Genomic DNA, 14960 nt, shown 5'->3' on the forward strand with positions numbered 1-14960 from the left:
TCAAGCGCCTCCCCAAATCGTTACCAGGCCCCAAAGGACGTAGACCAGCAGCAGCAGAGCGATCACCATCTGCACCACCAGACGTACACAGGTGGCGGATTTGCCCAGGGTCATGCCGGTGAGATAGTCGGTGGTCACACCCCACAGACCGACCCAGGTGTGGGCGGCCACGGAAAGTACCAGCAAGGTGGTGGCGATTTGCATTGGCACGGAGCCGATGAAGGTCTTCCAGGTGCCGTAGTCGAGATTTGGCTGGGCGATCAGATAGCCCAACATGCCGATGAAGTACACGCCGATAACAACGGCGCTGACGCGCTGAATCAGCCAGTCGTACAGGCCGTTACGGCCCAGACTGGTGACGCTGGTTACCCGGGTTACCATATCCAAGCTCCTACCAGTACAACGAGAACGGCGGTGATGATGAACACCGACTTGGCGCCACGCCGTCCGCCTTCCAGGGTCTCACCTATCCCGGCGTCCATGAACAGATGCCGGATACCGGCTACCAGGTGATACAGGATCGGAGTGAGGATGGCCCACACGACCAGTTTGGCCAGGGGGGAATCAAGGAGTTGTTTCAGGTCCGCAAAGCTCTCCGGGGACGCCACGGAACGATCCAGCATCCACAGCAATATCGGCAACGCCACGAAAATGGCGACGCCGGTAATCCGGTGAGTGATGGACGCAATGGCGGTGACCGGGAACTTGATCGTCGATAGATCGAGATTGACGGGTCTTTTGTCGTTCACGGTAGCCTACACTTTTGCCGGGCTCCGGGCAGGCCGGAGCGGTTGTCGGGAACTTGGCATCACCGATGTCGTCTCAACATGAAGACTGGCGGCGAATCCGGTGATACCAGGGCCGGGGTGAAGCCCGTATTCCGGGAATCCATGACCAAGTCCGTTGCGGTCGGCGGTCGCCGGAATGCACTAACGACACCACCGCTGTCACCCACGAGAGAGGATGGCGGCGTGGTCGGTTGCGTATTCCCTGACAACTCCCGAATCAAGGGGCGGCGCCTGTCATTGCGCTTATACTGCTCGGCATCACGCCACCACCTTGCTGTGCCGCAAGGGACTCGGTCAGAGGTCCCCTTGCGGGCGGCAGTATATCGCCGCACCGACGGCAAAACAAACGCCAACTGGCGGAAAACAGGCTAAGGCTTTGTTTTATATAGGCACTTTTACATCAACCGCCTTGCCATTCCAGGGCAAAATGCCAGCATTGCCCCCCGTAACAAGCTGTTTACCCTGCAAAAGGCACCTTTTCTCATGGCCCCTTCTTCGTTGACAAAGACAGGCCAAAACTTTAACGTCCCCCGCGCTCTGGAGGACCTTGGGGGACCTCTGAACAGCCGCTGCTCGGCATCGCCGTCCGGACGCTGTCCACAGGTTCCGCTGCTGCTCCCTCTATACACCGAGGAGAAATTCCCATGACCGAGAAGAAAGCCATTCTCAAGGTAGAGGGCCGGGAGGATCTGGAACTGCCGATCCATACACCGACCCTGGGCCAGGACGTCGTTGATGTGTCCTCCCTCACCGCCAATGGCATCTTTACCTTCGACCCGGGCTTTACGTCCACCGCGTCCTGCGAATCCAAGATCACTTACATCGACGGCGAGAAAGGCCAGCTGCTGCACCGCGGCTATTCCATCGAGGAACTGGCTTCCAAGTCCGACTACCTTGAAGTGTGCTACCTGCTGCTCAACGGCGAATTGCCAAGCGCCGAGCAGAAAGCGGAATTCGTCAGCACCGTGAAGAACCACACCATGGTGCACGAGCAGATTCGCAACTTCTTCAACGGCTTCCGCCGTGACGCCCACCCGATGGCGATCATGTGCGGCGTGGTGGGTGCTCTGTCCGCGTTCTATCACGACTCGCTGGATATCAATAACCCCACCCATCGTGACGTCACCGCGTTCCGTCTCATCGCCAAGATGCCGACCATCGCGGCCATGTGCTACAAGTACGGTCTCGGTCAGCCGCTGATGTACCCGCGCAACGATCTGGGTTATGCGGAAAACTTCCTGCACATGATGTTCGGCAACCCCTGCGAGGACAGCAAGATCAGCCCGACCCTGGCCCGCGCCATGGATCGCATCTTCATCCTCCACGCCGATCATGAGCAGAACGCGTCCACCTCCACCGTGCGTCTGGCCGGTTCTTCCGGTGCCAATCCGTTCGCCTGTATCGCCGCCGGCATTTCCGCCCTGTGGGGTCCGGCTCACGGCGGTGCCAACGAAGCGGTGCTGAAGATGCTGGAGGAAATCGGCGACGTTTCCCAGATCGAGACGTTCATCGCCAAGGCGAAGGACAAGAACGATCCGTTCAAGCTGATGGGCTTCGGCCACCGGGTGTACAAGAACTACGACCCGCGTGCCACCGTGATGCGCGAATCCTGCCACGAAGTACTGGCCGAACTGGGCGTCAACGATCCGCAACTCGAGCTGGCCATGAAGCTCGAGGAGATCGCCCTCAACGACCCGTACTTCAAAGAGAAGAAGCTGTTCCCGAACGTGGACTTCTACTCCGGGATCATCCTCAAGGCGATTGGCATTCCGACCAGCATGTTCACCGTGATCTTTGCGCTGTCCCGTACCGTGGGCTGGATCGCGCACTGGAACGAAATGATCTCCAATCCCTACAAGATCGGTCGTCCCCGCCAGCTCTACACCGGCGAGACCGAGCGCTCCTTCGTGCCGGTCAACGAGCGCAAGTAAAGGCACCTCCAGACACCTCGGTGTCAGACAAAAACGCCGGCCTTCGGGCCGGCGTTTTTGTTGCTGGAGCGAGTGACCTCATTAACGCTGGTACAACGACACTCTGTCCGCCAGTTTCAGCACGTCATCCAGCGCCCCCTGCAGACCGGAATCCTCCTGTCGCAGCAACGCCAGCTCTTTCCCCAACCGGCTCAAGGCCTCCACCGCGGCGCGGCAGGCCGCCAGACGCGCATCAATATCGGCGTCAAGGTCCTCGTCCAACTCGCGAATCCCTTCCAGCAGCACGCAGGCGCCTTCCAACTCGGCCAGCGCCGCACGCTGCAATTGCTCCACACCGTCATGGTAACGCTGGTAGGTCAGTTCGGTGGGCAGGAAGCGCTGATCCAGCCAGTGCAGCACCTGGCCATGCACTTGCTCCAAGTCACCCAGCAACTGCTGCAAGCGGGGCGCCTCCAACACTTGCAGCCGCCAGCGAAGGGAATGATAAGGACGAGCACTCACCGGCTCGGCATCGGAGAGCGCCAAACGCGCCTGCAACTGTTCCAACACCGCGTCCCGGCGATGACTCCAGTCCAGGGCACTGACCGGAAACAATGCCAACCCGGCCCGTTCCAACAGCCGATAGCGCTGCCACTGCCACGCCTCGCCCGCCTCCCCCACACCAATCACATCGATGGCCAGAGCGCCGCCGGCATGGCGCACCAGCAGATCCAGGGATTGGCCGGCGAACACGTAATCCAGCTCGCAACGAGCCCCCCACCCTTCCAGCACACCGACCAATTCCCGCCGCAATGCCTCCACCGCTGGCGAGGCGCTGACGGCAATGTCATTTTGCCGCGCCACCGTGGTCACATAGCGGGCCAGCAATCCCTGTGGCCGCTCATCCAGAGCCCCCTCGCCGACGAACAGCCATTGCCGGTGGCGCACCCGGGTCACCGCCACATTGAACACGTCGGGGCGCTCCAGGTAGCGCCAGGCCGCCGCCGAACGGCCCGGATAAACGCCGGTGGCGACCAGCATGAAATCCCGCTCTTCCCCCTGGAAGGCGTAAGGCGTGCCAACGCGAAGATTGTGACGCCCCAGCGTGGCCAGCTCGAAGCGGTCCAGCAGCCGGTTTTCCAGCACCGTGGCCAGCGCCCGTGACATCGCCACCACACCGATTTGCGGGCAACGGTCATCCGGCAAATCCCGGCACGCCTCGACCAACCCCTGCAACCGCGCCATCACCAAATCCACTTCCGCCAGATTCACGGTGTCCTTCAGCGTCACCGGACAGGTCTCCAGCCGCAACGGCTGATCCGACTCGCGATTATCCAGGCGGGTCAGCACCTTGAGCCGGTCTGAATAGAACTCCGCATTGCTGAAGCGGATCAGCGCCGGATGGCTGCGGAAGTGCTCATCAAGGAACGCCACCGCCTCCTGGCTGGTCACCGCATCCAGGGCGTAGTCCAACAGTGAGCGTTCCCGGTAATCCAGATCCAGCGGTGCCCCGGTGACACCGTGCTGGATCGACAGCGCCTGCTGACGGTCACGGGCGAGAAAGGAGAAATGACGTAACTGCTTGGGGTCCCCCACCACCACCGCCCGGCGTGCCCGTTGCAGCGCCGGCAACGCCAATGGCAGATTGCATTGCGTGGCCTCGTCCATCACCACCAGATCGAATACCGTTTCATTGACCGGCAGGCTTCGGCTGAGAGCGTGAGCGGACACCACCCACACCGGGAAAGTGCTGGTCAGCAGCGACCAGTCGAGTTTATCGAAGCGATCCTGGCGCAACGCTCCGCTACGGGAACGCAGCGCCCGCGACAAGGTGCTCAGTTGATTGCGACGCTGACGCAACAGCGTCGCCAGATTGTCGTTGGCACCCGCTTCCAGAGTATGCCGGGCCAGATCCTGATGCGCCTCCACCGACGCCTGCAACTGCTGCCATTGTTGCGCCAGCGTCGGTTGCGCCAGTAAGCGCCGGCTCGCCCACCAGCGCCGCAGTTGAGCCCAAAGCCCACCGGTGCGCGCGCCGGCCAGTTCCGCCCGGCGCAAATCCCGGCGGAATCGCCGTTCCAGATCCCGGTAGGCCCGGGTCGCCAGGTCCATTCGCTTTAGCAAGGCCGGCCGTTCCGGCTCCGGCGCCAGCGCCATTTCCCCGGACAGCCAGTAATCGAGCCGTTCCAGCAAGTGCTTGCGATGGTCACCGCGGCCAGCACGCAGAATCAGATCCCCGGCCTCGCCGAACAGACCATCCAGCTTGCCACGCACCACATCGGCGGCATGCTCGTTACTGCATACGATGAGCACCGATTCGCCACGCATGACCCGATCCACGGTGAGGCAGGACAAAGTATAGGTTTTGCCGGTACCCGGCGGGCCGTTGATCACGCTGAGCGTTTGCGAGGCGGCGTTTTGCAAGGTCTGTTGCTGGGCGTGAGTAAGACTGGCCGGCAGGGTGTCCGGCTCGGCCGCCCGCACCTGTTCCGGTGCCGGCACCGGCTCTCCCAGCAACTGCCGCAAAGGCGGCGACAAAGGGACCTCCCCCCCGGCCAGTCGCTCCAGCTCGAACAGCACACTGCGCTGCAAGGGCGAACGGGCCGACAACCAGACCACGCCTGCTGGGGTATAGCGTGGACGGGCACCGCTGCGAGGTCGCGGAAAGCCTCGGGCGTTATCGGCGTAATCCCGGCTGTCCATCGACGCCAGAATACGCGTCAGGGTGTCCGCGTCCACCTGTTCCGGGTCCAACTCGGCAACCCATGGCGTCGATTCCGCCAAGGCGTCCAACACCGCACTGTTATAACGAAGGCCATCCACTTCGATGGCGGCAGTGTCACTTTGCTCGTCGCTCACCAGTGCTTCGGCGATCAGTAAGGGGGCACGCACGTAACCGCGCCGCGAGCCCTCTCCGTCCACCGCCACGCTCACCACGAACAGCCCCGCCATGAGACGCCGCTCCTGGCGCTGGGCACTCTGCTCATGACGCAGCCGTTGCACCTCCTGCTCGGGTATCGGCCACCGGCAGGTCCCTGGAGCCTGCTCCCCATCGGCACGAAAAAAAACATGGCCGCGCTCGGATTGGGCGAACAAGTCTGTAATCAGGCGGTCGCCGCCATCCTCGGCCAGACAATCCCGGAAATAAGCGATCAACCCACGCGTCATGGCACGCAATATAACTGCCTCCCGCGAATCACGGATTGAGATCGATGGCGAGAGCCGAACGGGACGCCTCGGCTTGCTCCAACTGTGCCAGCGCGTCATCCCCTTTGCGGGTCAACGCCGCCATTTGCTGAATCGAATCGGCCATGCCCGGCAGGGCTTCACGGCGGAAGCGCGCGATGTCCTCCAGAGAGGCATTGATATCGACGAAAGCCTGCCGTAATACATCCATATCCAGCTGCGTGGACGCCGCGCGGGTATGGATTTCCGCGCCCTGCTGACGCAGCCGCTGGGCGGTACCGGCAATCAGTGTATCGGTGGTTTTGTTCACCGCGTCGATCTTGTCCAGCACGATGCGCTGATTGGCCAGGGCCATGGCCAGGGTCACCGCGATCCGCAGCGCATTGACGGTAACCTGGGTGGCACGGTCCACGCCGCGGATCAGCTCGCGGTTATTGCGGACGATTACTTCGGTGGTGAGTACGCCCTGCTGATTCACCGCCAACTGTTGCTGCATATCCTGCATTCGCTGACGTAATGGAAACAGCAACTCCTCCTGGACGAACCGGTGCCGCGCGTCCTGGGGGTCGATTTCACGCTCCAGGGCACGGGACAAACGCGCATCGATCTGCTCACCGAGGGCAACGGCCCGGCTCAACTGCCGACCGTTCTCACGCATGTCTTTCTGATCCGCCTGCAGGGTGATGTTGTCCCGGCGCAACTGCTCACGCCCTTGCTCCAGTGATTCGACAATGGCGGCGATCACCGTGGACGCGGATTCATAGCGGGAAAAATAGCGTTTCAGGGGCGTGCCAACGAAGGGCAGATAGCCGGCCAGCCGGGAAAACCAGCCCGGGGACAGATCCACCCGCGCCGGGTCCAGTGACTCTACCTGGACTTTCAGATCGACCAGGGCGTTGGCCACGGGTCCACCGTCCTCGGCCCGGCTGGCGAGCCGGTGTACCGGCTCCTCCAACAACCGGCTTTGACGGGCGGCGCGCGCCTGAACGTCCCGTCCCATGTTCTCCACGGCGCCACGCGCCGGGGCGGGATCACCGCTTGCGGAGGCGGTCAGTAACTGTTCCACCAGTTGATCGGCCCGTTGCGCCAGCGCCTGGCTTTCATCCTCCGCCACTGGCACGGCCGAATTCAATTCCGCCGCCAGCACCTCGGGCGCCGCCACCTGCAAACTGCCCTGTTCCGGATTCACGTTGCTCATATTGCTGTCCTTATCCACTATTATCCCGGCGCCGGCGTCCCGTTCCGTCATCGCGTTCCACTGCTCTTTCCGCGATTTTCCGCGATCCCCGAGGGAAGGTCATCGCCACCATCCACTGGCATGATAGCCTATCATGTCCGACGGGACGGATTATGCCCCGCATTCGAGGTTTCAAAAGCCTGTCTTTAAGGACGACAAATGAAAAAAACCCTTTTGATCCTGATTCTTCTGGTCCTGGCCAGTTACCTGTTGTTCTGGCCGGTACCGGTGGAGCCGGTGGCCTGGGACGTTCCCAAAGCACCGGCTCTGGAAGGTCCCTACGCCGTGAACGACCGGCTCAGCCGGGCACACCGTTTGGCCGAAGGCGAAGGCCATGGCCCGGAAGATGTGGCGGTGGATAACGAGGGGCGTCTCTATGTCGGTTATGAGGACGGGCGCATCGTCCGATTCCGCGGGGACGGCAGCGACGCCGACCTGATCGCCAATACCGGCGGCCGGCCGCTGGGGTTGGATTTCGCCCCGGACGACACGCTGGTGGTGGCCGATGGCTATCAGGGCCTGTTGCGCATCAATGCGCAATCCGGCGCGGTCACGGCGCTCACCAAGGAGGCGAACGGCGTACCCTTCAAATTCACCGATGACGTGGATGTGGCCAGCGACGGCGTCATCTACTTCACCGATGCTTCCAGCAAGTTCGGTCCGGCGATGAAAGCCCGGGACGACATCATCGAACACGGCGGCCACGGCCGGCTGCTCAAATACGATCCGCGAAACGACACCACCACGGTCCTGCTGGACGGTCTGCAATTCGCCAACGGCGTGGCCCTGGCCCCGGACGAGTCCTATGTGCTGGTGGTGGAAACCGGCAGCTACCGGGTGCAGCGTTATTGGCTCAGCGGCGAACGCGCCGGTGAAAATGAAGTGTTCATCGATAACCTGCCGGGCATTCCCGACGGCATCTCCGGTAATGGCACCGATACTTTCTGGGTGGCCCTGTTCGCACCGCGCAACGCCGCTCTGGATGCCATGGCCGACAAGCCGCTGTTGCGAAAGGTGGTCTTCCGGTTACCGGAATTCATGCAGCCGCAACCGGCCCATCACGCCTTTGTGTTAGGCCTGGATACCGACGGCAACGTCACCCATAACCTGCAGTATCTCGGTGATGATGCGTTTTCCCCCATCACCAGTGTGGAGCAGGTCGGCCAGCGCTTGCTGCTGGGCAGCCTCACCGCCGACAGCTTCGCCATCTACAACCTTGAGGAGTCCCAATGATTTCCCGAGTCGCATTTATCGGCCTTGGTGTTATGGGCTATCCCATGGCCGGTCACCTGGCCCGTGCTGGTCTGGAAGTAACGGTCTACAACCGCACCGGCGCCAAGGCCGAAGCCTGGGTGAAGGAATACGGCGGCCGCCATGCCGTCACTCCGGCACTGGCCGCCGAGGACGCCGATGCGGTGTTCCTGTGCGTGGGCAATGATCAGGATCTGCATCAGGTCACCCTTGGTAAGGACGGCGCGGTGAGTACCCTGACCGCCGGCGCGGTGCTGGTGGATCACACCACCGCCAGCGCCACCATGGCCCGTACTCTGGACGATGCCTGTCGCGAACGGGGTGCGCATTTTATCGACGCACCGGTTTCCGGTGGCCAGCAAGGCGCCGAGAACGGCCAGCTTTCGGTGATGTGCGGCGGCGAGGAAGCGGTGTTCGAGCGTGTCGCCCCGGTGCTGGATCACTATGGCAAGAGCGTGGTACTGATGGGACCGGCGGGCAGCGGCCAGCTCACTAAAATGGCCAACCAGATTTGCGTGGGCGCGGCGATCCAAGGCGTGGCCGAGGCCATTGCCTTTGCCCGGGATGCCGGGTTGGACGCGGAAAAAGCCATGCAGGTGATCGGAGCCGGTGCCGGCAGTTCCTGGCAATTGCTGAACCGCCACCAGACCATGATCGCCGATGAGTACGAGCATGGCTTCGCCGTGGACTGGATGCGCAAGGATCTGATGATCTGTCTGGCCGAGGCCAACCGTACCGGTACCCCCTTGCCGGTGACCGCGCAGATCAACGAATTCTATAAGGACATTCAGGCCATGGGCGGCGGCCGCTGGGATACATCCAGTCTGCTGCGGCGGTTGCGGCGGCGGGATTGATCAGGGAATCGTGACCCACTGTGGGAGTTTGCCCGCAAGCGAATCTGTTGGCCCGAAAGCACAATTCGCTTACAGGCAAGCTCCCACAGCGGCTTCGCTGCATGATCCGTGGGAGCCAGCCTGCTGGCGAATGACGCGCCGCACCAGTGAACTTGCAAGGCAACATGGAATCTCCCACGGCGGCGGCGTAGAGCTATTTCGCCACGGCGCCCTTTTTCAGCACCAACGTCTTGGCGTTGTCGCTGGCCACCCGTCGCGCCACCTCTTCTGGCAGAGCATTCAATAGCGGCCGGTAGCTGTTGAGGATTTTCTTCATGCTGTCGAAATGCCCGACCAGGTCGGTGCCCAGGGTGAACCGGTCGGGGTGGTCTTTGATCAGCGTCAGCCACACCTCGCGCGGCTTGTCGTCATCCAGCAGATAGTGCTCCCGCACACTCCAGGACAGATCCACGTAGAGGTTGTCGTAGCGTTCCAGCAGCGCGCGGATAATAGCCGGCAGCGTTTCCAACGGCGCCTGCCGCGCTTCCACCCCGCCACTGGTGCCGGCGTGGGCAAGAATAAAGCGGGTCTTCGGGTTTTCCTTGAGCGCGTCTTCCAGCTCCTCAAGATAGATCGGCGTTTTCTCGCGTAGCGAAGTCAGATTGCTGTGCAGCAGCACCGGCAAACCGTGGCGGGCGGCCACCCGGTATACTTTCATCAGCGCCGGGTGATTGGCCCTTGGCGTTTCCCCTTCGGTCAGGGCGGTAAGGTCATCATGGCGGGTGATCACTTCACCGATCCCGCGCCACAGGCCCGGATAGCGCTCGATCAGCGCCTCCACGTGCCGGGCGGCATTGAGGTCGGTGGGATTGATACCGCTGATAAAGGGCACCAGCCGCTGCCGGCGCTCTTGCGGCAATGCCGCGATGGCCTGGGCCAACAGGTCGTCGGTGGCGCTGTAGTAGTACAACGGTGCTTCGTCGCCAAGAAAGTAACGGGGCCGGCGCGGCGCACTTTGCTCCCATTTTTTCACCACCGGCAGACCAAAGACCCAGGCCTGCTCCACCCTGGCCTTGTCCATGGCGTTGAACATGGCGTCCATGCCTTCGCTTTCCTGCATGAAATCCACGTAATGCAGGTGCGCATCCACATACAGGTAGTCCCGTGCCCACAGCGGTGAGCTCGCCAGCAACGCCAATACGGCCAGAAATCGCATTATTTTCTTTCCTCCATGATGTCCTGCCTTCCTTGACCGGCGGGGTTGCCAGGGGTTCTACGGATTATACAGAGTCTTACTCTTTTATCTATTTGTAGACAAAATACTATTTTATGTCCTAATATGGACAAAACGTCAGGAGGTGCCCCATGCAACCGGCCCACGACACCCAGAATCTGCCCGCCCTGGACGACCAGGCCCGCCATGCCGCCCTGCGCGCGGTGCTCAAACTGCTCGATTTGTGGCAATGCACGGAGAAGGAGAAGACCGCGCTGCTCGGCGTCGGCCGCTCCACCCTGCACAAGTACCAGAGTCGCCCGGAAAGCGCCCGCATTTCCAATGATTTACTGGAGCGCCTGAGCTATCTGCTCAACATTCATCAGGCATTACGTACCCTGTTCGGCAACCGGGAGAACGTCTATGGCTTCGTACGCATGCCCAACCACAACCCCTACTTCAACGGCACCAGCCCCATGGAGGCCATGAGCACCGGACGGGTCGCCAGCCTCTACGAGGTATTCCGCCATCTGGACAGCCTGCGCGGGGGCCAGTGGTGAGCCAACCGGACTATCGCGAACTGCCGCTGCATGCCTTCGACCATCAGGAGGCGTACCGTCTGGTCAACGGCAAATATCCGCCCATCAACCTGTTCGACGATGTCGCCGACGAGAGCGATTTCGATGCTCTTTTCGCGGTACAGGCACTGACCAATCCCCGGCTGCAAACCCAGATTGGAGAGCTGAACCGGGTCCCCCCGGAACGCCGTCCCTGGGGCATTCCCGGCTGCAGCTACGCGCTGGCCCCCTTTGTCCATGTCAATCCCGCCGGCTCGCGCTTCTCCGACGGCGGCTTCGGTGTGCTCTACTGTGCCGAACGCATGGCCACCGCCATCGCCGAAACCCGCTATCACCAGCAACACTACTTCCAGCAGGTCATTGGGTTGAAGTACGACCGGGTGGTGATGCGCGGTCTGCGGGTTCGCTTTTCCGCCGCGTTACGCGACATTCACAACCCGCTGCGCGACGACGATCAGTGGTATCACCCCGAGGATTACAGCAGTGCCCGCCGCCTCGGCCAGCGTCTGTTTGAAGCGGACGAGCATGGCCTGGCCTACAGCTCGGTACGCGACCCGGGGGCGCTGTGTTTTGCCCTGTTTTCCCCTCATCTGGTGGAATCGGTGATTCCCAGCACCCACTACGAATACATCTGGGATGGCGAGCGTATCGCCCATGTGCTGACCATCCGCCGCGTCACCGGGTGATGACCATGGAATCCCTGGGAACGGTGATCATCGGTGGCGGCGTGGTGGGCCTGGCCATTGCCCGGGAACTGGCCCTGGCCGGCCGCGCACCGGTATTGCTGGAAGCGGAGGCGCACTTTGGCGAGCACCTGTCCTCGCGCAACAGCGAAGTGATCCATGCCGGCCTTTATTACCCGCCGGACTCCCTCAAAGCCATGTCCTGCCTGCGCGGCAATGCCCTGCTCTACGAGTATTGCCAGCGCCGTCGGGTAGCCCATCGCCGTTGCGGCAAATGGGTGGTGGCAAGAGGCGAGGAGCAGGCCCGGCAACTGCGGGCTTTGTACGACAACGCCATTGCCGCTGGTGCCAGCGGATTGCACTGGCTGGGGCGCCCTGCTCTGCAACATGAGGAGCCCTGGCTGGCGGCGGATCTGGCGCTGTCCAGCGAACACACCGGCATCGTCGACAGTCACGGCCTGATGGCCGCGCTGGCCGCCGACGCCGAAGAAGCCGGCGCCTTACTGTGCTTGCGGCACAGTGTGATCGCCCTGGGCGGAGACCGGCACGGTTTCGAGTTACAGGTGACCGGCCCGGATGGTGGCTTTCAGTTGCACTGCGAGCAACTGGTGATCGCCGCCGGCCTGGGCAGCGTACCGTTGCTGCAACGTCTGCACGGGCTGCCAGCGGATCTGGCTCCACAACAGGGACTGGCGCGGGGTAACTATTTCCGCCTGCGTGGCGCCAGCCCTACCCGGCGTTTGATCTACCCGCTGCCGGAGCGCCATGGCCTTGGTGTGCATCTGACCGTGGACCTGGCGGGCCAGGCGCGCTTCGGGCCGGACGTGGAATGGATCGACCAGGTGGATTACCGCGTCAATCTCCAGCGCGAGCCCGCTTTCAAGGACGCCGTGCGTGCCTACTGGCCGGGCCTTCCACCCGGTTCACTGCTGCCGGACTACACCGGCATCCGCCCCAAATTGCGCCTGCATGGCGAAGCCCATACGGATTTCTGCCTGCTCGACGAGCAGGATCACGGCCTGCCGGGCCTGATTGCCTTGCTGGGCATCGAGTCACCGGGGCTGACCGCCGCCCTGGCGTTGGCGGAGCGGATTCGAGGGTGAGGACGCGATCACCTTGCCGCCGGTTTTCCGGCGCGGCCATTCGGCGCGGCTGGCGGTCGCCGGCCATACCGTCGTGGCGAGGCCCCCATGACCCGCTTGAACGCCGTGCTGAACGCGCTTTCGGATTGATAACCCAGCGACAGGGAGATAACGGAAACCGGATCGTTGGAGTTCTCCAGCCTGTCTCCCGCCAGCAGCATGCGCCAGCGCGTCACATACTCCATCGGCGAGGTGCCCATCGTCTCCCTGAATTTCTGGGCGAATGACGAACGCGACATGTGGGCACGTTCGGCCAATGTCCGCAGCGTCCAGCGATAGGCCGGATCGGCATGCACCGCACCGATGGCCGGACCCAACTGCTTGTCCGCCACGCCGAAAAGCCATCCCGTGCTGCCCGCTGCTCCTTTTCTCACGTGCAGCCTGAGTGCCTGCACCAGCATCATATGGGCGAGGTGCTGGGCGATCAGAAACCCACCGGGCTCGGGGTCGTGCAGTTCCTGCATCATCCTTTCCACCGACCAGCGCAGCGCCGCCTGTTCCGTCTCATTGTGAATGTGCACGATGGGCGGCAGCATGCTCATCAGCATATCGGCGTGCCCGCCGTTGACGCCAAACCGGCTGCCGACGAGAAAGACGTCGCCTCCGCCGTTGATCCTCACGACGGCACCGGGGCGTGGGGGCGGTAAATAATTGCTGGAAGGTTCCGGCGACAGCGCCATATCGCTGGCAAGACGGAAGGGGCGTCCGCTTGGCAGCACGAAGCAGTCTCCTTCCTTCAGATACACGGCGTCGGGAATACTATCGACCGCCAGCCAGCATCCACCGGACACCACCGCATAGCACTTGATCAGCTTGTACTGATCCGGGAACTGGATCGACCAGTCGCCTCCGGCATCAAAACCGGCGGACACGTAGCTGCGGGGTTTCAGTAGCGAGAGTACGTCTGAAAGCGGGTCCATGCCTTTCCCTGGACGATTGCAAAGGAACACCGGACCTTACCGCATAGATCGGATGGTCGGAAGGCTCTATGGTTCTCATCTGCCTAGCGGCCTATGACGACTCGACTATGAAGATGCCCGTAATTGCCCAACGCTGGGCTTCAGCACTCACCTTCCTGCTGCTTTCCGCCTGCGATGATGGTCCGCTCCCGGATGTCAGTGAGGAGTCCGTCGCGGTGGCGCGTGTCATGGTAGCGCCGGCAAAATCCGCTGCGTTCGCGGAGCGGTTCTCCATGTCCGGGACCCTGACCGCTGAACGTCAGGCATGGCTGTCTGCACGTGTCGACGGGCTCGTCTCGCGGGTGCATGTCGATGCCGGCGATCAGGTTGAACCCGGGCAGGTATTGCTCGAACTTGATCCCGCCATCGCCCGCCAAACCTTACTGCGCGCCCAAGCCGAAGCCGCCGAGGCGGACGCCGCCGTGCGCGAGGCAGAGCGCCTGGTCACCGAAGCACAGCGGCTGGTCGAGCACCGGGCCATTGCCGCCACGGAACTCGGGGCGCGCACTGCCGCTCTGGACCTTGCGCGGGCGGCGGCGGAATCCGCCCGGGCCAGTACCCGCGAGCAAGAAGAAATCGTCGCGCGGCACACGCTGCCCGCCCCATTCTCAGGCGTGGTGGCCGAAAAGCTTACCGAGACCGGCGAATGGGTACAACGCGGCACACCGGTACTGTCACTGATAGCGACGGACCGCGTGCGTCTGGATCTGCGCATGCCACAGGAGCGCTTCTGGCAGATCGACGACGATGCGCAGGTACGCGTTTTCGCCGATGCACTTGGCGGTACGCCGTTGCCGGCCAGCGTTGATGCGCGGGTTCCCGTCACCGATTCCGGCACCAGAACCTTCCTGCTGCGTTTGCTGGTGGACGATCCTGAAGGTCATCTGCTACCCGGGACCTCGGCCCGTGCCGAGATTTCGCTCGCGCAAGCGGGTACCGGCATCGTGACGATCAGTCGTGACGCCTTGCTGCGTCACCCCGACGGCAGCCTCAGTGTGTACGTCGTTGAAGACGACGGTGACCAGCCGGTGGCGCGCAGGCACACGGTGCGGGTTCTCCATGACCAGGATGGCAGGGTCGCCGTTGCTGGTGACGACATAGCACAAGGCGCCCGGGTCGTGATTCGCGGCAACGAGGCCCTGACCGACGGCCAGCCCGTGGACCTGGTGGAGCACTGATG

At 62.6% G+C, this 14960-nt stretch carries 13 protein-coding genes; 7 read left to right on the plus strand and 6 right to left on the minus strand.

The features are described from left to right. Both sdhD and sdhC read right to left on the minus strand, forming a co-directional pair. Positions 1 to 381, minus strand: a complete 381-nt coding sequence (gene sdhD, locus MA04_RS10590; RefSeq protein ID WP_163124281.1) for a succinate dehydrogenase, hydrophobic membrane anchor protein — start codon at positions 379 to 381, stop codon at positions 1 to 3. Then, a complete protein-coding gene (gene sdhC, locus MA04_RS10595; protein ID WP_163124278.1) occupies positions 375 to 749 on the minus strand; it encodes a succinate dehydrogenase, cytochrome b556 subunit in 375 nt (124 codons plus the stop codon). The genes sdhD and sdhC overlap by 7 nt, the downstream gene beginning before the upstream one ends. Before the next feature lie 683 nt (positions 750 to 1432). Between sdhC and gltA the strand changes: the two genes are divergently transcribed. Further along, positions 1433 to 2719: a citrate synthase gene (gene gltA, locus MA04_RS10600; protein WP_163124276.1), complete on the plus strand. Its 1287-nt coding sequence runs from the start codon at positions 1433 to 1435 to the stop codon at positions 2717 to 2719. Positions 2720 to 2800: 81 nt separating this feature from the next. Here gltA and MA04_RS10605 read toward each other — a convergent pair whose 3' ends face one another. Further along, a complete protein-coding gene (locus MA04_RS10605) occupies positions 2801 to 5866 on the minus strand; it encodes an AAA domain-containing protein (protein WP_262460395.1) in 3066 nt (1021 codons plus the stop codon). Positions 5867 to 5894: 28 nt separating this feature from the next. Next, positions 5895 to 7082, minus strand: coding sequence for a toxic anion resistance protein (locus tag MA04_RS10610; RefSeq protein ID WP_163124272.1), 1188 nt, complete (start codon positions 7080 to 7082; stop codon positions 5895 to 5897). A 198-nt stretch (positions 7083 to 7280) separates the two neighbouring features. Between MA04_RS10610 and MA04_RS10615 the strand changes: the two genes are divergently transcribed. Both MA04_RS10615 and MA04_RS10620 read left to right on the plus strand, forming a co-directional pair. Beyond that, entirely contained in the window at positions 7281 to 8354 is a 1074-nt protein-coding gene (locus MA04_RS10615) for an SMP-30/gluconolactonase/LRE family protein (RefSeq protein ID WP_163124270.1), read from the plus strand. After that, a complete protein-coding gene (locus MA04_RS10620) occupies positions 8351 to 9226 on the plus strand; it encodes an NAD(P)-dependent oxidoreductase (RefSeq protein WP_163124269.1) in 876 nt (291 codons plus the stop codon). Before MA04_RS10615 ends, MA04_RS10620 begins: the two co-directional genes overlap by 4 nt. A 193-nt stretch (positions 9227 to 9419) precedes the next feature. On the opposite strand, the gene MA04_RS10625 is transcribed toward MA04_RS10620, so the two are convergent. Continuing rightward, positions 9420 to 10421, minus strand: coding sequence for an amidohydrolase family protein (locus tag MA04_RS10625; protein ID WP_262460379.1), 1002 nt, complete (start codon positions 10419 to 10421; stop codon positions 9420 to 9422). Positions 10422 to 10570: 149 nt separating this feature from the next. Here MA04_RS10625 and MA04_RS10630 point away from each other — a divergent pair, with 149 nt between their 5' ends. Genes MA04_RS10630 through MA04_RS10640 form a run of 3 tightly spaced genes read left to right on the plus strand, consistent with a single transcriptional unit; the run spans position 10571 to position 12782 of the window. Further along, positions 10571 to 10978: an MbcA/ParS/Xre antitoxin family protein gene (locus MA04_RS10630; protein ID WP_163124264.1), complete on the plus strand. Its 408-nt coding sequence runs from the start codon at positions 10571 to 10573 to the stop codon at positions 10976 to 10978. Then, on the plus strand, positions 10975 to 11682 hold the full coding sequence (locus tag MA04_RS10635; RefSeq protein ID WP_262460380.1) for an RES family NAD+ phosphorylase: 708 nt from the start codon (positions 10975 to 10977) through the stop codon (positions 11680 to 11682). Before MA04_RS10630 ends, MA04_RS10635 begins: the two co-directional genes overlap by 4 nt. A 5-nt stretch (positions 11683 to 11687) precedes the next feature. Continuing rightward, the gene (locus MA04_RS10640; RefSeq protein ID WP_262460381.1) at positions 11688 to 12782 is read left to right on the plus strand and encodes an NAD(P)/FAD-dependent oxidoreductase; all 1095 of its coding nucleotides are present in this window, start codon (positions 11688 to 11690) and stop codon (positions 12780 to 12782) included. Positions 12783 to 12790: 8 nt separating this feature from the next. Here MA04_RS10640 and MA04_RS10645 read toward each other — a convergent pair whose 3' ends face one another. Further along, the gene (locus MA04_RS10645; RefSeq protein ID WP_262460382.1) at positions 12791 to 13741 is read right to left on the minus strand and encodes an AraC family transcriptional regulator; all 951 of its coding nucleotides are present in this window, start codon (positions 13739 to 13741) and stop codon (positions 12791 to 12793) included. A gap of 107 nt (positions 13742 to 13848) precedes the next feature. Here MA04_RS10645 and MA04_RS10650 point away from each other — a divergent pair, with 107 nt between their 5' ends. Beyond that, positions 13849 to 14958, plus strand: coding sequence for an efflux RND transporter periplasmic adaptor subunit (locus tag MA04_RS10650; RefSeq protein WP_262460383.1), 1110 nt, complete (start codon positions 13849 to 13851; stop codon positions 14956 to 14958). Positions 14959 to 14960 lie beyond the last annotated feature (2 nt).

The sequence above is a fragment of the Alloalcanivorax balearicus MACL04 genome (assembly GCF_025532145.1).
Taxonomy (GTDB): Bacteria; Pseudomonadota; Gammaproteobacteria; order Pseudomonadales; family Alcanivoracaceae; genus Alloalcanivorax; species Alloalcanivorax balearicus.